Source organism: Pseudarthrobacter defluvii (assembly GCF_030816725.1).
Taxonomy (GTDB): domain Bacteria; phylum Actinomycetota; class Actinomycetes; order Actinomycetales; family Micrococcaceae; genus Arthrobacter; species Arthrobacter defluvii_A.
Map to the genome: position 1 here is coordinate 3,238,114 of NZ_JAUSYG010000001.1, position 16,947 is coordinate 3,255,060.

The 16,947-nt window shown below is 63.9% G+C and carries 17 protein-coding genes; 11 read left to right on the forward strand and 6 right to left on the reverse strand.

Annotated elements, in window-relative coordinates:
• Positions 1 to 3: 3 nt before the first annotated feature.
• Entirely contained in the window at positions 4 to 678 is a 675-nt protein-coding gene (locus QF031_RS15090; RefSeq protein WP_307429781.1) for a DUF6308 family protein, read from the reverse strand.
• A gap of 690 nt (positions 679 to 1,368) precedes the next feature.
• Here QF031_RS15090 and QF031_RS15095 point away from each other — a divergent pair.
• Positions 1,369 to 2,001, forward strand: coding sequence for a hypothetical protein (locus QF031_RS15095; RefSeq protein ID WP_307429783.1), 633 nt, complete (start codon positions 1,369 to 1,371; stop codon positions 1,999 to 2,001).
• Positions 2,002 to 2,098: 97 nt separating this feature from the next.
• Here the strand turns inward: QF031_RS15095 and QF031_RS15100 are convergent, their stop codons facing one another.
• From QF031_RS15100 to QF031_RS15110, 3 genes are read right to left on the reverse strand one after another with little or no spacing between them, the layout of a single operon-like run.
• Entirely contained in the window at positions 2,099 to 2,878 is a 780-nt protein-coding gene (locus QF031_RS15100; RefSeq protein ID WP_307429785.1) for a carbon-nitrogen hydrolase family protein, read from the reverse strand.
• Between the two features lie 48 nt (positions 2,879 to 2,926).
• Positions 2,927 to 4,276: an APC family permease gene (locus QF031_RS15105; protein WP_307429788.1), complete on the reverse strand. Its 1,350-nt coding sequence runs from the start codon at positions 4,274 to 4,276 to the stop codon at positions 2,927 to 2,929.
• Positions 4,277 to 4,285: 9 nt separating this feature from the next.
• Positions 4,286 to 5,164, reverse strand: a complete 879-nt coding sequence (locus QF031_RS15110) for a carbon-nitrogen hydrolase family protein (protein ID WP_307429791.1) — start codon at positions 5,162 to 5,164, stop codon at positions 4,286 to 4,288.
• A gap of 96 nt (positions 5,165 to 5,260) precedes the next feature.
• On the opposite strand from QF031_RS15110, the gene QF031_RS15115 reads away from it, so the two are divergent.
• The 3 genes from QF031_RS15115 (at position 5,261) to QF031_RS15125 (ending at position 8,721) form a co-directional block, all read left to right on the forward strand.
• Positions 5,261 to 6,001, forward strand: coding sequence for a FadR/GntR family transcriptional regulator (locus QF031_RS15115; protein WP_307429794.1), 741 nt, complete (start codon positions 5,261 to 5,263; stop codon positions 5,999 to 6,001).
• A 373-nt stretch (positions 6,002 to 6,374) separates the two neighbouring features.
• Complete coding sequence (locus QF031_RS15120) at positions 6,375 to 7,127, forward strand: hypothetical protein (protein WP_307429797.1); 753 nt, start codon at positions 6,375 to 6,377, stop codon at positions 7,125 to 7,127.
• A 46-nt stretch (positions 7,128 to 7,173) separates the two neighbouring features.
• Complete coding sequence (locus QF031_RS15125) at positions 7,174 to 8,721, forward strand: HD domain-containing phosphohydrolase (protein ID WP_307429800.1); 1,548 nt, start codon at positions 7,174 to 7,176, stop codon at positions 8,719 to 8,721.
• Here QF031_RS15125 and QF031_RS15130 read toward each other — a convergent pair.
• Positions 8,708 to 8,830, reverse strand: coding sequence for a hypothetical protein (locus QF031_RS15130; protein ID WP_307429807.1), 123 nt, complete (start codon positions 8,828 to 8,830; stop codon positions 8,708 to 8,710). The genes QF031_RS15125 and QF031_RS15130 overlap by 14 nt on opposite strands.
• 229 nt (positions 8,831 to 9,059) lie before the next feature.
• Here QF031_RS15130 and QF031_RS15135 point away from each other — a divergent pair, with 229 nt between their 5' ends.
• Positions 9,060 to 9,953 carry a DUF308 domain-containing protein gene (locus tag QF031_RS15135; protein ID WP_307429810.1) on the forward strand — a complete coding sequence of 298 codons (894 nt, stop codon included), beginning with the start codon at positions 9,060 to 9,062 and terminating at the stop codon, positions 9,951 to 9,953.
• A 200-nt stretch (positions 9,954 to 10,153) separates the two neighbouring features.
• Entirely contained in the window at positions 10,154 to 11,083 is a 930-nt protein-coding gene (locus QF031_RS15140; RefSeq protein ID WP_307429813.1) for an NADP-dependent oxidoreductase, read from the forward strand.
• 100 nt (positions 11,084 to 11,183) lie between these two features.
• Here QF031_RS15140 and QF031_RS15145 read toward each other — a convergent pair whose 3' ends face one another.
• A complete protein-coding gene (locus tag QF031_RS15145; RefSeq protein ID WP_307429816.1) occupies positions 11,184 to 12,353 on the reverse strand; it encodes an MFS transporter in 1,170 nt (389 codons plus the stop codon).
• A 152-nt stretch (positions 12,354 to 12,505) separates the two neighbouring features.
• Here QF031_RS15145 and QF031_RS15150 point away from each other — a divergent pair, with 152 nt between their 5' ends.
• The 5 genes from QF031_RS15150 (at position 12,506) to QF031_RS15170 (ending at position 16,931) form a co-directional block, all read left to right on the forward strand.
• The gene (locus QF031_RS15150) at positions 12,506 to 13,087 is read left to right on the forward strand and encodes a TetR/AcrR family transcriptional regulator (protein ID WP_307429819.1); all 582 of its coding nucleotides are present in this window, start codon (positions 12,506 to 12,508) and stop codon (positions 13,085 to 13,087) included.
• Between the two features lie 195 nt (positions 13,088 to 13,282).
• Positions 13,283 to 14,461 carry an ROK family protein gene (locus QF031_RS15155; protein ID WP_307429822.1) on the forward strand — a complete coding sequence of 393 codons (1,179 nt, stop codon included), beginning with the start codon at positions 13,283 to 13,285 and terminating at the stop codon, positions 14,459 to 14,461.
• 113 nt (positions 14,462 to 14,574) lie between these two features.
• Positions 14,575 to 15,033, forward strand: coding sequence for a PTS sugar transporter subunit IIA (locus QF031_RS15160; RefSeq protein WP_307429824.1), 459 nt, complete (start codon positions 14,575 to 14,577; stop codon positions 15,031 to 15,033).
• A 36-nt stretch (positions 15,034 to 15,069) separates the two neighbouring features.
• Positions 15,070 to 15,342 (forward strand): PTS sugar transporter subunit IIB, encoded by a 273-nt coding sequence (locus tag QF031_RS15165; protein ID WP_307429827.1) that lies wholly within the window; start codon positions 15,070 to 15,072, stop codon positions 15,340 to 15,342.
• 77 nt (positions 15,343 to 15,419) lie between these two features.
• Positions 15,420 to 16,931, forward strand: a complete 1,512-nt coding sequence (locus tag QF031_RS15170; RefSeq protein WP_307429830.1) for a PTS ascorbate transporter subunit IIC — start codon at positions 15,420 to 15,422, stop codon at positions 16,929 to 16,931.
• Positions 16,932 to 16,947 lie beyond the last annotated feature (16 nt).

Genomic DNA, 16,947 nt, shown 5'->3' on the forward strand with positions numbered 1-16,947 from the left:
TCTTCAGGCACTTACTTCCTGATCGACTCGCTCCGGCTGTTGAAACCCTTTACCTTCCATCCAAAGAACCACGTCCAGAACTCGCAGTAACGAGATGTGTTCCAGTGCAGCGGACGAGCGAATCTTCTGCAGACTTTCCTTGAATGCTTCATTGGAAAGGGCGCTGTGCCAAGCATGCCAAGTCCCCGCAGAAGTGTGGAAGCCAGTTACGCGAGCGACCACGGAGTCATAAATTGGGATGAGTCCGGGACGCTTCCGTGCCATGAGCTTACTGGCGGTGGTTGGGCCCACCCCATCCAACTGGCGAAGCAACCTCCAAAGCCTGAAAGCCGCAGACTCATCCCCAAGCCATTCTTCGTGCTGTTCCGGTGAAATGTCCTCGAGGTTCAGGTCCGGTATGTCGGACAACAGCGAGGCGATCTCGTCCGCCTGTTTACCCAGGATCTCAACTGACGCCGCCGCCGGGACGTGAATGGACAAACAACCGACGGCGATGATGTCCTCCGCAACAATTCTGTTAGTGGACACTTTTGAACGACCATCAAAGTGGGACCCCGTGAAGGCGAGCCCATCCCATGGACCGAGCCCGTAATACCTATGGAGATATGCGAGGGCGGTATCTTCGGTGATAACGGCAAGGGACTCCGCGATCTCGGCCCGCCGGATTTCGTTTGGCATAAAGTTCTTTGTCCCCAGCTTTGAGTTTATAGCGGCTTTGCCGCACAACAAGGAATGCTAGTAGATCAAAGACGCCTGGGCATTTCACTCCGTGGAGATCTTCAAGTCGCGCCCAGCCACGTCTAACGTCCAGCACAGCCGGTTGATGTGCGGCAACCGGCGGGCGACGGTAGCCCTCCGCACCGAGGGTAGCAAAGAAAAAACTTGTCGATCTTCTGCTTCGCCGCTCAGCTCGCAGTAGGTATTACGGCGGAACCAACACATTAAGCAGCGAACTGTCAGTGCTGATACCTACGCTTAGAGAACCACCGCATTTTCGTTACCGTTCGTGTTCAGGGGGAAAGCATGAAGGAGAAGCACATAGAAGTTCCCGCTCAAGGTTCAAAACAGGACGCTGTTCTGTGGGAAGAACCAATCGGGAAGATCTACAACGTTCATAACGAGAGTGACTGGTCGTATATCCGGAGCAATAAACCGGTGCTCAAGTGCCCGGTGAAACTCTGTAACGTGAGGCTCGTCGCTGTGGATCGACAAGGCACTCGCCACTTCCGGAATGCAGCAGGCTCTATTGACTGCCGTCATTTCACAGCCCGTCCAGCGGATCACTCGACTCGGGGCGGCGGACCAATGTCTGACGAACATCGGTGGTACCAGCATGAGATAGCCAAGCAGGTGTCAAGACGGTCCCGCATGAGGGCAATTGTCGAGGACTACGAGTCCAACGCAGACGTTCTTATTCTTAATGACGTCACCAACCGGTCCCTCGCGATCGAGGTGCAGCGCTGGGACACAGACATCCATCACAGGACTGAGCACAGACTATCTCTAGGCCATGAGGTTCTATGGTTGATAACCGACTCGGCGCAGTTGTCACCTGAAATGCGGCACCAAGTCTATTTAGGACGGGGAGCATTCATTAGGGTGAGAACCTTTGATCAGCCCTATGTAGCCCTAAAGCCGTGGGAACAAGGGGCACCCCGCTGTGTTCCGGTGATGGAAGTTGCAGGAACTATCGCCAGGCTGGATGATTCATCAGGCACTTTGAGGGGAACGCAGTTGCCACTCATGCGCGTCGTGGACGAAATTCTCGACGGTAAGCGGAATTGGATCTTTCCCGGGAGCAACGTCTTTAAGAACCGCTCCGGGGCCGGGCGAACAGGTGGCGCGTGGGTCCGAAATATCGACTATACAAACGCCCTGATCCGCGCATCCGGCCTAAACATTCAGCCGCTGCCGGAAACGTCGTTCTATGGCCGGCGTTCCGCACCGATCGTTCGTCCGCTTTCCTTCCTGGAATTGGATACAGGCGATGGCAGAACCTAGACTTACAGTCTTGCCGCACGGGCAGCTAATTTGTTGCCTTCTCAGGTGGCTTTGGGCCGGAATTCTTCGGCTGGCCGCCCCAGCCTCAGCACGGCCTCTACAACCGCCGCTGCCGGAACATCGGGAACGACTCCCGCACCCGCTCCAGCGTCTCCAGCGACACCTCCACCGCCTGCACCCCGGACTCCAACCCAAGGTCAGCCTCAACAACCCCCATCGGATCCACCAGCACGCTCCGCCCCACCGACACCGGCGGTGCCTGGCACACGCCCGCCACGTACACGCTGTTCTCGATCGCCCGCGCCACGTTCAGCGCCAGCCACTGCTCCGTCTTGCGCTCGCCCGGCACCCAGGACGAGCAGACCAGCAGGACCTGCGCGCCGGCGTCGGCCAATGACCTGGCCAGCTCCGGGAACCTCAGGTCGTAGCAGGTCATCAGCCCGAACCGCACTCCCCCGTGCTCGAACACCACGGGATCCGTAGACGGGCCCGGCTTGATGAACTCGGACTCCCCAAAACCCTGCGCATCGAAAAGGTGGATCTTCCGGTAGGAAGCCAGCCGGCCGCCGTCGGGCCCGAAAGCCACCAGTGTGTTGTACGCCCTGCCCGGTTCGTCCGAGGCTTCCACCACGCCCGCCAGCAGCGCGATGCGGTGGCGGGCGGCGATGGCGGCAAGCTCCCGGCAGACCGGGCCGTCCAGCGACTCAGCCACCGCCGGGAACGTGGCGTCCACCTTCTTCTTCTCGTAAGTGGCGTACTCCGGGAAGGCGACCAGCGCGGCGCCGTCGCGCGCTGCTTGGTTGGCGAAACGGTCGATCGCGGCGAGGTTGGCCCGGACGTCGGCGCCCGACTCCAGCTGCCCCAGCGCTATCTTCACGAATGTTCCTTCCCTTGGCCCAAGAGCCACGCTACAAACACAACTGGCTCAGGCGGCCGCCTCGACCGTCGCCTTCTCGGTGGCCGTCATTTCAGGCGGCGCCGCCTTGAAGCCCCGGGTGATCAGGGCCAAGACGATGATGCCGAGCGCCAGCCAGGACACCCCCAGCGTAATGGCGTTGCTGTCCAGCTGGGAGAGCAGGTACGCGCAGATGACCGCGCCGATCACCGGGACCACCACGTAGGACACTGTGTTCAGCTGCTGCCCGCCCCGGCGCTGACGCACGTAATGGAACACCACCGAGGCGTTAACCAACGTAAAGGCAGTGAAGGCACCAAAGTTGATGAACGACGTCGAGGTGGCCACGTCCAGGAACAGCGCGATCAGGCCGATGACGCCGGTGATCACCAGGTTGGCCACGGGAGTATGGAACTTCTCGTGAAGCTTGCCGAAGACGGCCTTGGGCAGGACCGAGTCGCGGCCCATGGCGTACATCAGGCGGGAGGCGCTGGCCTGCGCGGCGAGGCCGGAGGCGAACTGCGCCACCACCAGGCCGGCCAGGAACACCGCACCGAACAGCTCCCCGCCGATCTGCAGGGCGATGGCGCTGGCCGCGGACGCCGAGTCCTCGAACACGCCGCCGGGGTGGACCAGCTGGGTCACGTAAGACACCGCCACGAAGATGCCGCCGCCGATCAGGGCCACGAGCATGATGGCGCGCGGCACGGTGCGGCGCGGGTTAATGGTCTCCTCGGTGAGGGTGGTGACGGCGTCGAACCCCAGGAACGAGTAGGCGGCGATCGCGGCGCCTGCGGAGATGGTGGCAAAGCTGGACGTGTCATTGAAGAACGGCTGCCCGCTGGCCAGTCCCCCGGCGCCGCCGGCGGACACCAAACTGCCGACGGCCAGCGCCACAAAGAACACCAGGACCAGCAACTGGAACGCCATCAGCACGTAGTTGGCCTTGTCCGCCACCTTGATGCCCAGGATGTTCAGCAGCGTGGTGATGACGATGAACCCCACGATCCAGACGCCGATGGGGATGCCGGGGAACTGGGCGGTCAGGTAGGAGCCGCCGATGAGCCAGATGACCATGGGCAGGAACAGGTAGTCCAGCAGCACGGCCCAGCCCACCAGGAAGCCCACGCGAGGATCGATGGAGCGGCGGACGTACGTGTAGGCGGAGCCGGCCACGGGGTGGGCGATGGCCATCCGGCCGTAGCTGTGCGCGGTGAACAGCATGGCCACCAGCGCCACGAGGTACGCGGCGGGCGCGGCGCCGCCGGTGGTTTCGGCAATGATGCCGAAGATCCCCAGGACGATGATCGGCGTCAGGTACGCCAGCCCGAACAGGACCAGCGAGGGCAGCTTCAGCGTGCGGGTGAGGGTTGTTGTCACGGTGGTTCCTTACGGCTTGTAGGACGGCGGTGTCCAGGTGGCCGGATTGATCCGGCCTTGGTAGACGGAAAGTTCGACGGCGGGCTCCCCCTCGCGGAACTGCGACCAGGGACGGTTGAGGTTCTCCGTGCCGTGCGTGCGGACGTGCTCGACGGCGGCAAGGTCCAGTTCCGCGGTGAGCAGCACCGGCTGGTCGTCCGGGGCCTCGGCGAGGGTGTTGCCCTCCGGGTCCACGATGATGCTTTGGCCCTTGCCGGTGGGGCCAGCGCAGTTGACGCTGACCATGAAGACCTGGTTGACGATCGCGTTGGCCTTGGCAAGGATGAGCTCCTGCCTGCGGTCCGGCGTCGTGGTTTTGACGACGTTGAGGATGACGTCGGCCCCCATCCAGGCGAGCTGGCGGGACACCTCCGGGTACCAGGCGTCGTAGCAGATGTTCAGGCCCACCCTGCCGATACCGGGCAGGTCCACGGTGGTGAACCGGTCGCCGGGATCGTAGGGCTCGAACGGGCGCCACGGGAAGATCTTCCGGTAGTAGCCGGCGAGCTCCCCTTCCGGGGACAGGACCAACTGGGCGTTGAACAGCTGGCCTTCGGGGCCGCGTTCGCAGACGCTGCCCGGGACCAGCCAGATGTTGAGGTCCTTGGCGAGCTGCTTGAGCTCTGTGACCCGCGGGCCGTCCAGCGGTTCGGCGCTAGCCTGGAGCATCTCGGTGCGCTGCAGGTCCGGGTCCTGGTCGCCGAAAAGGTGCAGCTCGGGGAAGACCACCAGCTTGCTGTGCGGCTGGGCGTCGAGGGCTGCTTTGACCTCGTCCGCGAAGGCCGGGACGGGTTCGCCGATGAGCCGAGGCCTTGCTTGTGCGGCGACGAGGGGAAGGATGCGTTGCATGGGTTTTTCTCCGCTGTGGGGTGTGATCCGGGTTATATTAGATCAGAATGATCCAATAAAGGGAAGGGGGCCGGCGTGAGCCGTAAAGTAGCGGTTATGACCGATCAGCTGGAGGGGACCGCCGAGCCCCGGCTTGGCGCCGGCAGAATCACGGGCATGGAGCGCCGCAGCGCCATGGACGCGGTCCGGATGCGGATCGGCATGGCCATTTCTCTGGGGCTCTTGAAACCGGGCGAGCGGCTGCCGGACCAGGAGGAGGTGGCGCTTGGCCTGTCGGTCAGCCCGATTACCGCACGGCGAGCGCTGGCGAGCCTGGCGGAGCAGGGGGTGGTGGTGCGGCGGCGCGGCCGGGCCGGCGGAACCTTCGTGGCGGATGCGCCGCCTGCCGATGTGCTCGCGTCACTTTCGGCGTCCCCCGCCGAGTCCCAAGCCGTGAACCGGCTGGTGGACCGGCGGCTGCTGTTCGAATGCGCGGTCACCCACTATGCGGCGGTGAACGCCACGTCCGAGCAGCTGGACGAGCTGGAGCGGCTGACCCGCGAAATGGCCGAGGCCGGCGACTGGTCCTACTACCACCGGATGGACGAGCAGTTCCACCAGCTGGTGGGCACGGCATCCTGCTTGGACACCGCCGTCGAGGTTTATCACGAGACGCTCGCGGAGCTGTACGACTACTTCATCCCCTACCCCATCGAAAAGCTGCACAAATCGAACCTTGACCACATCGCACTGGTGGCCGCCCTCCGTGCGGGAAAGGTCGAGGAAGCAGTGGAGGTCTCCCGGAAGCACGTGGACATCCTGCACCGGACGATGTTCATGGGGCTGGCGCAGGGCTGAGCGAAACATACCCGGCTTTGTGTCGTAGGGCCGGCTTAGGATTTTCTCCACGCGGCCGAGGCCGGGCCGAGGGGACGCGTCCGGACCTCGGTGGCCCCCGGACCGAACAGCTGAAAGCCTTGGTTGCGGCCTACCTGGCCAAGAGGCGGCAGAAGAAACGGATTATTCGCTGCACGTTCCCGGCCCCATGGGCAAGGCAATGCGCAACGGCTCCCTGATCCCGGCGCCGGGTGCTGCCGTCGGACGCCAGACGTTTCCGGAATGGCTCGAAGCCATGGACGCCGCGTAAAAGGCAATGCCAAATGGGGCAGTTGCCCCATGCCCTTGCGGCGGCCCGCTCCTAGGCTCGGGACATAGAGAAAAGGAGGCGGCCATGACCATCTACCAGCCGCAGTCATCTGCAGAGGCAACACCGAAACTTGCCGAACTTCCGGAGGACCCAGCCGAGCATTTCGCCGGGTACGCCGTCCTGGGGTTGCCTTTCACCAGCGGCCATTACCTGGCCTTCCGGGACTTTCCGGTCAGCTCCGTTGGCCCCGGCTACCGCTCGGTCTGGCACCGCACGCCGGCCGGCGAGTGGACCATTTACGCCAACGCCGCACCGGAGTTCAGCTGCGCACGCTACTTCGGGGCGGCCGTGCACCACACGGTGGAGACCGACGTCGACATCCAGTGGAGTGGGCCCTTCACCGCCCTGATCACGGTCCCGGGCGTCGTTGACTGGCGCCTGCAGCTGGGCACCTCCGCGGCAACCTCAATGCTGACCGCCATGGCCGTCCGGATGCCCGAAAGGCTGTGGCGCAACGAGTTAGTGCTCCGCGCCATGGGGGCATTCGCCGGGCCGCTGCTGAACGCCGGCAGGATGAAGGTCTCCGGTGTGGTGCCCAACGGCCAGACGTTCCAGGCGCAGCCCCGGCAGCTGTGGCTCGTCATGGATTCCCAGGCCACCGTCCTGGGCGAGGACGCCGGACAGCCCGGGCCGCTGGAGCTGCAGGACCACCTGGCGGACTTCTGGCTTCCGCAGCGTGGACTGTTCGGGGCCCGGGTGGGCGTGCGGTTCCCGTCCACAGCCCGTCCCGGCGTCGAACCTGTCGGCGTCCGCCGCGGGAAGAAGCAGGCAGCGTAACCGCGATCCCTACTGCCGGCGGTAGTGGCTTCCTAGAATGGCAGGTGTGAAGCAGTCGCCTGCTGGACCCCGCCGCAGTGAAGTCCTGGCCGCGCTGTCACTCGCCATTGACCTGGGCCTCGGGCAACCGATGGAGCACATGCTGCGGTCCTGCCTGCTGGCGCTGCGGATCGCTAAGGCGGCGGGAGTTGATGCCGCCGGGCAGAGCCGGCTCTACTACGCCAACCAGCTGGCCTGGATCGGCTGCCACGCGGACTCCTTCGAACTGGCAGCGCTGTTCACGGACGATATCGCTTTCCGCGCCGATTACTATAACCGCGACCAGCGGGGCCTGCCCATGTACGCCGGCATGTTCAGCCGTGCCGGCGCAGGCCTCCCGCCACTCGCCCGCGTTGCACACTGGACGCGTTTCGCGGCGACAGGCAGCGGCGCGGTCCGGAGCATGATTGCCTCGCACTGCATCTCCGCGGGAATATTGGCCAACAGTGTAGGGCTCGACGGCGGCGTGGCAGGACTGCTCGCCCACACCTTTGAGCGGTGGGACGGCAAGGGCCTGCCGGAGGGCATAGCGGGGCCGGACATCCCGCTGGAAATGCGGATCATGCATCTCGCGGATACGGCAGAGGTGTTCCTGCGGCAGGAGGGCGTGGCCGGTGCAGTGGCGATGGTGCGGGCCCGCCGCGGCAGCCAGTTCGATCCGGCGCTGGCCGGGCTGTTCATCGACCAGGCCGCGGCGCTCACCGAAGGACTCCTCGACATCGACTGCTGGCAGGCGGCCCTGGACCTGGCCCCCACCGACGCTCCCCTGTCCGGCCCCCAGCTGGACGCCGTGCTCCAGGCAGTCGGTGACTTCGCAGACCTTAAGTCTCCTTACACCGCCGGACACTCCCGCGCCGTGGCTGCCCTCGCCGCCGCCGCGGGCGGGGAACACGGGCTGCCGGCCGACGACGTGACTGAGCTCCGCCGGGCGGGATGGGTCCACGACCTGGGCCGGCTGGGAGTCTCCAACCAGGTGTGGGACAAGAAGGAGCCTCTCTCCCAGGCGGATCTGGAACGCATCCACATGCATCCGTACCTCGGAGAACGGATACTAAGCCGTGTACCCGGACTGAAGGGCGAGGCGGCCCTGACCGGCCTGCACCATGAGCGGCTGGACGGCTCCGGCTACCCCCGCGGTCTTGGCGGAACGGAGTTGGGGATCAAGCAGCGGATCCTGGCGGCCGCGGACTCCTACCATTCGTCCCTGGAGCCGCGTCCGCACCGGGACGCGCTCACGCCGGCCGCTGCGACTGCCAGGCTGCGACAGGAGGTTTCAGCCGGCCGGATCGGCACCGAAGCCGCGGAGTCCGTACTCGTCGCGGCCGGCCAGCAGCCCCACCGCCGGCCTGCCCCTCCGGCCGGGCTCACCCCCAGGGAAGTGGAAATCCTCGGCATGCTGTGCCGCGGGATGACTCCGGCCGAGATTGCCGCCAGCCTGTTTCTCGCCCGCAAGACCGTTCGCAACCACGTGGAGCACATCTACACCAAGATCGGTGCCACCAACCGGGTGGGTGCCACATTGTTCGCGGTAAGGAACGGCCTCATTGAGCGGTGACCCCTGCGAATCCTCCTTCGACGGCGGCACCGGCCCGGGTACCGCGGCCGAGCGAATGGATGAACGCGACCCTGGCAGCGAAGGATGCGGTGGCGGGTGCTTCCGGCAAGAGCCCGCTGTTCCTTGATCAACTTATCTTCGGCCCGGTTGCTGCGAATCCATCAAAATTACATCAAGATTTGCACAGGAGTCCCCCACTAAAGACCAGTTATCGTTACAGCATTAAGGCAAGATTCTCCAATGGAGGACCGAAGCCCGCGGGAATAAAGGGGAAGAAAGCAATTTCCGACATATAGGTCACAAATGCAGAAAGAGAATTATTCTGCCATCATCATGACATGACTACACCAGAGCTTCCGGGGGCAAGCTCTCAGCAGACCGTGCCCCACCAGAACCAGCAAATCCCACCTATGCCGCCGACTTATGGTCCCCCAGGCGCCTCCGGCCCTCAGGACCACGCAAAGGCCAAAAAACAGCGCAATGTTATCGGCCTCGTTGCACTGATTGCCGCAATTGTGGGATTCATCTTCGCGTGCATTCCAGGTGCCCTCATCATCGGCTGGGTCTTGCTGCCGATTGCGTTCATCCTGGCAATTGTTTCCCTCTTTTTGAAAGACAAGGCCAAGGGAATGGGCATCACAGCCCTGATCTTGTCGATCGTGGGAACCATCGTCGGCTTTACTGTCTTCTTTTCCGTTGTCGCCTCGTCGGCCAAGGACGCTTTCGGTGGCGACACTAAAGTTTCGGCACCAACCGCCGAAGCAGGCGGTAGTGCCCCGGCAGCAGAAAAGCCCGCTGCCAAGGCGGGGACACGCGAAAACCCCTCAGCCATCGGTTCGGTCGTGGAGTCAAAGGACTGGCGGGTAGTGGTCAACTCAGTGAAGCTTGCTGCTACCGATGCAGTTGTTGCGGCCAACCAGTTCAACGACGCTCCGGCTGCGGGCACGGAGTACATACTGGTGAACTACTCGGCGACTTACATCGGCAATGACGCCAATGGACAATCACCAGCTTTCGTCTCTGTGGACTATGTCACCGCAGACGGAAAAACCGTGAATTCGTTCGACCACCATGTCGTTGCACCTGAAGCCATCGATAGCAACACCCTTTACAAAGATGGCACTGCAACGGGCAACATCGCCATTCAGGTACCAACCGCCACCGCCGGCCAAGGCGTCCTCGCTGTCCGGCCCGGCATGATCGCCGACAAGGTCTTCGTCGCCGTCAAGTAACCCATCCACTGAACAGAGCAGGGCCTCCGGTAGTCATCGGAGGCCCTGTTCTGTTCAGTGGGTGACTCTGTAAAAACACCTCTTCTCAACCATGGGCCAACCGCAATGCAAGACAGATCTCGCCCGCCTGTCGTCGTGCGATGCACCACTTCGTGCCCAGGTCTGGAATAGCCGCGCCTGACCACGCCGTTGTCGCCAACATGAAGGCAATTACTTACAGCGAATACGGAAACCCGGACGTCCTCGAATACGGCGACCAGCCCATGCCGAAGGTGGGGCCCGGGATGGTCTTGGTCAAGGTCAAGGCAGCCGCCGTGAACCCGGTGGACTGGAAGATCATGGCCGGCGGACTGGACCAAGTCATGGACCTGCAGTTCCCCGCGATCCCGGGGTGGGACGTGGCAGGTATTGTGGAATCGGTCGGCATCGACTCCCGGCAGTTCCAGCCCGGCGACGAAGTGATCGCCTACGGCCGCAAGGACTACGTCCATGGCGGCAGCTTCGCCGAGTACATCGCGCTGCCGGAGCGGGTGGTGGCGAAGAAGCCCGCCGCGCTCGACTGGAACGAATCGGCCGGCCTGCCGCTGGCCGGCCTCACCGCTTACCAGGTCCTCAACCGGCTCGGCCTGAAGTCAGGCGAAACTGTCCTGATCCACGGCGGTTCCGGAGGCGTGGGTTCGCTTGGCATCCAGATCGCCGTCGCCTTGGGTGCCAGCGTCATTGCCACTGCCTCGGAGAAAAACCACGACTTCCTCCGCTCCCTCGGCGCCGAGCCGGTCGCCTACGGAGACGGACTCGCGGACCGCGTGCGCGCGCTGCGCCCCGACGGTGTGGAGGTGGTTGCCGACTTCGTCGGCGGCAACCTTGAAGCCACGCTGGCGGTGCTGGCCGACGGCGGACGGCATGCCTCGGTTGCCGACAGCGACGTGGAAGAGCACGGCGGCCAGTGGATGTGGGTCACCCCCGTGGGCGCCGACCTGCAGGAACTGGCCGACATGGCGGACAGGGGAAAGCTCCGCGTAGCGGTTGCCGAAGTCTTCCCGCTCGACGAGGCCGCTGACGCCTTCCGCTCAAACATGGAAGGCCATACCCGCGGCAAGATCGTGGTTGCCGTTGACCAGGGCTCCTGATCCGACTGCTGGTTGAGGAAGGCTCCGTCCCGTGGGACGGAGCCTTCCTCGTGTAGAGCGCCCTCGCCCCAAGCGGCAGGGCATCTAGACCATTGACGAATCACGGCCTGGCATCACCGACGGCAGCCCTTTGCGGGGATGCACGCAACACGAGCGCTGTCCCGCTGAGCAATGACGCCGCGGCGGCGAAGATCAACAACGGCCCCAGACCTACCCCGGGGATCACCGCGCCGGCCAGGGCCGGGGCCGCGACCGAGCTGAGTGCCCCCACGATTAGGCAAGCCGTGAATGCCTCGCCTGGACGCTCGGGCACCAGTTCGGCGGTCCAAATGGCGAGCACGGCAGATCCCGTCATGTATCCCACTCCGAAGATGCATGCCGAGATCGCCGTAGCGGTCAAGGAATCGCCTGCCAACCCGAGCATCGCCAGTGCTGCACCGACGGCTCCAAGGGACAGTCCGGCGACCTTCGAACTGCCCATCCGACCCGCGAAGTTTCCAGTCGCTACACCTACCACGCCGCAGAGGCCAATGCCCGCGTAGAGTGCGGGGACAGCTCCCGCTGGGAGGGCACCGCTGCCGAGGACGTCGGCCGCGTAGGTGAAGTAGATGACGACGGCCGCGAAGTAAGCCACCGCGTAGGCACACGGGCCCCGCAGCACTGCAAACAGTGCGGAAGCACCGTGACGGTTGTTCACAACCGGGACTGGCTCGGTTTTCGGCACGAGGCGAAGGTTCACAAGGGCGGCGGCTACCGCGGCCAAGGCAATGCCGACCCAGACCAATCGCCAGGAACCTAGTACCGCCAAGACGGACAAACCGCCGAGCAGCACCAGCCCGCCGCTGGTGCCGGTTGTGATAATCGCCAATGCCCTTGGCTGCTGCTGCAGGGGCACCGCACCGGTCACAATGTCCGAGTAGGAGGCCCAGACCCAGCCGCCGGCGCTGCCGGCCAGGATGACACCGGCGGCGAGCAGCCCCGGGGACTGCGCGGATGCCACGATCACAGCGCCCAGCACTCCGCTGGCTCCGCCCACGGTTGTGGGCGCACGCGAACCGTGCCGGGCAGCGAGCGGCCCTGCCAGCAGCAAGCCAGCCAGGTACCCCGCGAACGTCGCACTTGCGATGATGCCCAGCACCAGCTCGGACAGCCCCAAGTCTTCCCGGATGTTCGGCAGCGTCAGACCGTAGGCGTAGCGGGCCATGCCAAAAGCGACTCCGACGACGGCTGCTCCGGCCAGACCTATTCGACCGCCTGCTGAAAGCTTCATCTAAATCATCCTCGATTTGGCGCGCTGACCCCACGCGCTGCCTCCGACCACCACTCCGTGGGTCGCATCACAGCCCTCCCTCAGAGGTCTGTAACGATCGTTATGCTACAGCACAACTATCGTTCTATGTGCAGCTTATCTATACTGATTTGATGACTCCCGGCCCCCGATCTCCTGCACGCACCCGGCTGCTCGAGGCGGCCGATCAGGTACTGTTCGAACGCGGTATCCGGGACACTCCAGTCGATGAGCTGCTGCGCCAGGCGGAGGTATCGGCGGCCACCCTGTACACGCACTTCGGCAGCAAGGACGCCTTGGTTGCTGAAGTGCTGCGAGTCAGGCTGTCGGACTGGCAGAGGGTCTGGGACCAGCACATCGTTGCCGCGGACAATGACCTGGATCGGTTACTCGCGGTCTTCGATGCTCTTGCCTCCTACCGGGACACCCATGGCCACCCGTCACGGTGGTGCGCCTTCCTGGCCGCAGCCAACGAGCTCCCACAGGCCACGGACGAAATCAGCGACGTCCTGGCCGGTGACACCACCCTGCTCTCCGACCGCCTTCTCCACCTGTCCCGCCCTCTTGCCGGGGAGGGCGCCCAGGACCTGGCGAATGAAGTGCTTGTGGCCTACAGCGGGGCCTTGGCCGGGTTCCTCCGCGGTTTCCCTGAGTCCCCGATTGACGTGGGCCGCCGCCTGGCCCATGCAGCAGCTCAAGCCCACAGCCGTCACTGACATATATCCATCTGGCTGGTCAAGGGGCCCGCCTCCCCTGGTGTCCCGGCGACCGGTACGACGGCGTCATTTTCACAGCTTCGTCCCTGCTTGAACTCAGTTAGACGGCCGGACATTGGGGTAGGCTTTGGAATACCAGTATGCATAACTCGGGCCGGTAAAGGCCCCAGTAGCGACCGAATCATGGGGGTTGGAATGGCGCAATCACTATCGACAGGATCAGGCGTTGTACTGGATCTGATCAGGTCCGGGCAGGCTACCACCAGGACCGACCTCCTGGAACGGCTGGGCTGGTCGCGCATCACCCTCGCCCGGCGGCTTGAGGAGTTATTGAACGCCTCCATCATCGAGAGCGTGGGCCAACTCGATTCACGCGGTGGACGCCCACCTGAGAAGTTCGCCGTAAAGCCGGACTCAGGCGTGCTGCTGGCCCTGGACATCGGCGGCTCGCACAGCATGGTGGCCATCACGGACCTGGTATCCACGATCCTCAGCGTCGACCAGGCGGACATCGGGCCGAGCCAGGGCCCGGCCGAGATCTTTGAATGGGCCGGCCAGGTCTTCGACCTCATGCTGCAGCGCCTCGGCAAGACCCGGGATAACGTCCTGGCGATCGGCGTCGGCGTCCCCGGCCCGGTGGATACGGCCACCGGCCGCCTCGCGTCGCCGCAGGTCGACAGGCAGTGGGACGGGGTGACTGTCCGCGACTACTTCACCAGCCGATACGGACATGCCGTCCTCGCGGTCGACCGGGACGTGAATGTCATGACCCTGGCCGAAGCAAGGCGGGGCGGGGTTGGCTACCAGGACATTGTGGGCGTGAAAGCCGGCATCGGAATCGGGCTCGGGTTCGTCCTGGATGGCGCTGTATACCGCGGAGCCCGCGGAGGTGCCGGAGACCTGAGCCGGCCGCGCATCGGCGGCGGCCGCCTCCAGCGGCTTGAAACCGTAGCCAGCGGAGCGGTGGTGCGCGCAGAACTGGTGGCGCGCGGCTACAAAGTCAGGACAGGAGCCGACATCGTCGAGCTCGCGGCGAGCGGGGACCACCGAACGCTCGCCCTCCTCGAAGAAACGGGCACCACCCTTGGCCAGACGCTGGCCGACATCGTGGGACTGATCAACCCCGAGGCGGTGATTATTGGCGGGAGCCTTGCCGCGGCGGGCGAACCTTTCCTCAGACCCATCCGTGAAGCCATCTACGCCGGGGCACGCGAGTTCGCCACCCAGGACCTCGTTGTTGAACCCTCCCGCCTGGGGGCCGAGGCGGGTCTCACGGGGGCTTCACTGCTTGCCCAGGACGCGCTCTTCGCGCCCGACAGGATCAGCCGACTCACCCACAGCGGCGCAACCTCACTTGCCTTGGCATCCGCATAGAGGGCGCTGCAACATTACACTTTGGTCTACTTGTAGACTTAAGCCACCAATCCTTGCTACGGTGATCTAACTCACATCGTCGTGATGTGATCCGCCGACTGAAGGATCCCGACGTGGCTATAAACCTCGCTGAAGAACTCTCATCCATCACCACCAACGCCACCGCTTCCGACTGGCGGGAAGCGATCCGCCGCGCAGGTGATGGACTGGTGGCCGGCGGCGTCACCACCGAGGACTACACCGAACAGATGATCGCGGCCGTGGAAGAGCACGGCCCCTATATCGTCATCGCCCCCGGCGTCGCCCTCGCCCACGCACGGCCCTCAGAATCCGTCAAAAAGGGAGGGCTGAGTTGGGTCAGCCTGGCCTCCCCTGTCGAGTTCGGGCACAAATCCAACGACCCCGTCTCCCTGGTCATAGGCCTCGCGGCCCTTGACCACACTGCACACATCGAAGTCCTGAGGGCAGTGGCTGGGATCCTTTCGGATCCGGCCACCCGCAGTGGCCTCGACGCCGCAGCGAGCGCGGAAGAAGTCCGCTCCCTCCTGGCGCGCGCCGCCTCCCCGAAATAAGCAACACCCTTCTAAAGAACTGAAAGGCAACGAACCATGAAGATCGTCGCTGTATGTGGAATGGGCATTGGAACATCAGTGCTCCTGAAAATGAACGCAGAAAAGGTCCTCCAGGACCTCGGCATCGACGCCGATATTGAGGCCGCCGACATTGGGGTGGCCCGAGGCGCGGCGCAAACGGCCGAAATCGTCCTCACGTCCGAGGAACTCGCCCCTGAAATTGGCGATGTCCCCGCAAGAGTCATTGTCATCGAGAACTTCTTCGATCTCGATGAAATCCACAAGAAACTGTCGGCCGCCGTCCAGTAGCCGTTCCCGGTGGCTCCTCCACCCGCACCACCACAAAAACCAACCAACATTTTCAGCAATAAGGGAGTGCCTACGGCATGGACTGGCTCGTAGTAGTACTGAATTTCATAGGGCAGCAGATTCTCAACGTGCCCGCGTACCTGATCGGCATCATTACCGCAGCAGGCCTGATCGCACTGCGACGCAACTCGGGCCAGGTCATCGGAGGCGCGCTCAAGGCGGCCTTGGGCTTTTTCATCCTCGGCGTGGGTGCCACCGTTGTTACCGGATCACTGGATCCCCTCGGGAAACTCATCCTCACCGTGACCGGCGCCCAGGGGGTGATTCCGACCAACGAGGTCATTACCGCGATGGCCCAGGAACAGTTCGGTGCCCAAAGCGCTTACGTCCTGACCTTTGGCTTCCTGATCATGCTGGTACTGGCGCGCTTCACACCGTTGAAGTACGTCTTCCTGACCGGCCACCACATGGTGTTCATGGCCACCATGCTCACCGTCATTCTGTCCGTTGGCCTGGGACAGGGCTTTGACTGGCTGGTGGTGGTCCTCGGGGCCGTCCTGCTTGGCGTGATCATGGTGGTCATGCCGGCGTTCCTCCATCCTTGGACGAAGAAAATCACTGGCAATGACACCATCGCGATCGGCCATTTCGGCTCCCTGGGCTACATTGCAGCGGGCGCCGTTGGGCAGGCCGCCGGCAAGCGCAGCAAGTCGGCCGAAGACATCCAGTTCCCGCAGGGGCTGAAGTTCCTCCGCGACTCAATGGTTGCCACCTCGCTGTCCATGGTCATGATCTACATGGTCTTCACCATCTGGGGACTTATCGCCCTTCCGTCTGCAGAAGCGCTTGCAATTTTTGACGTCCCTGACGCCGGAGCCTTCGTCATGGCAGGCTTCAAACAGGCGCTGATGTTCGGCGTCGGTGTGGCCGTCATTCTCTACGGCGTCCGTACCGTACTGGGCGAGCTCGTCCCGGCTTTCCAGGGCATCGCCGCCAAGGTAGTCCCCGGCGCCAAGGCCGCCCTCGACATTCCCATCGTTTTCCCCTTCGGAGCAAACGCGGTGCTCATCGGCTTCCTGAGCTCCTTTACCGGAGGCCTTGTGGCCCTCGGCGTGCTCGCCCTCTGGCTGAATCCCGCGTTCGGACTCGCCCTCATCCTCCCGGGAATGGTCCCGCACTTCTTCACCGGCGGCGGTGCCGGTGTGTATGGCAATTCAACCGGGGGCCGTAAAGGAGCCATGCTGGGAGGTTTCGTCAACGGCATCATCATCACCATCCTGCCCGCCGTCCTGCTGCTCGTGCTGGGCCAGTTTGGACTGGCCAACAGCACCTTCGGCGACGCCGACTTTGGATGGTTCGGCACCCTCATCGGTGTCAGCCTCAGCGGCGGCCCTGCCATCGGTGCCATCCTGACCGTCCTTATCGCCGCTGCCCTGGTGACAGCCGCCGTCGTCTTCCAACGGCGGGTGGTCGATGCGGGATGGGTCCCCGGCGCTAAGCGCGACGCCTGGCTCGCCGAAGCAAAGGAAAGCGAAAAGACCGAAACCAAGCAAAAGAGCGAAACGAAGCAGAAGAGTCCTGCTGCATAGCAGCCTGTCCCCAGCC

Excerpts from the sequence above, each read along its gene's own strand:
- QF031_RS15095 (WP_307429783.1), top strand. The coding sequence starts at position 1,369 with ATGAGGGCAATTGTCGAGGACTACGAGTCCAACGCAGACGTTCTTATT.
- QF031_RS15110 (WP_307429791.1), bottom strand. The coding sequence starts at position 5,164 with ATGCAACGCATCCTTCCCCTCGTCGCCGCACAAGCAAGGCCTCGGCTC.
- QF031_RS15170 (WP_307429830.1), top strand. The coding sequence starts at position 15,420 with ATGGACTGGCTCGTAGTAGTACTGAATTTCATAGGGCAGCAGATTCTC.
- QF031_RS15090 (WP_307429781.1), bottom strand. The coding sequence starts at position 678 with ATGCCAAACGAAATCCGGCGGGCCGAGATCGCGGAGTCCCTTGCCGTT.
- QF031_RS15165 (WP_307429827.1), top strand. The coding sequence starts at position 15,070 with ATGAAGATCGTCGCTGTATGTGGAATGGGCATTGGAACATCAGTGCTC.
- QF031_RS15145 (WP_307429816.1), bottom strand. The coding sequence starts at position 12,353 with ATGAAGCTTTCAGCAGGCGGTCGAATAGGTCTGGCCGGAGCAGCCGTC.
- QF031_RS15115 (WP_307429794.1), top strand. The coding sequence starts at position 5,261 with ATGACCGATCAGCTGGAGGGGACCGCCGAGCCCCGGCTTGGCGCCGGC.
- QF031_RS15135 (WP_307429810.1), top strand. The coding sequence starts at position 9,060 with ATGACTACACCAGAGCTTCCGGGGGCAAGCTCTCAGCAGACCGTGCCC.
- QF031_RS15140 (WP_307429813.1), top strand. The coding sequence starts at position 10,154 with ATGAAGGCAATTACTTACAGCGAATACGGAAACCCGGACGTCCTCGAA.
- QF031_RS15120 (WP_307429797.1), top strand. The coding sequence starts at position 6,375 with ATGACCATCTACCAGCCGCAGTCATCTGCAGAGGCAACACCGAAACTT.
- QF031_RS15150 (WP_307429819.1), top strand. The coding sequence starts at position 12,506 with ATGACTCCCGGCCCCCGATCTCCTGCACGCACCCGGCTGCTCGAGGCG.
- QF031_RS15155 (WP_307429822.1), top strand. The coding sequence starts at position 13,283 with ATGGCGCAATCACTATCGACAGGATCAGGCGTTGTACTGGATCTGATC.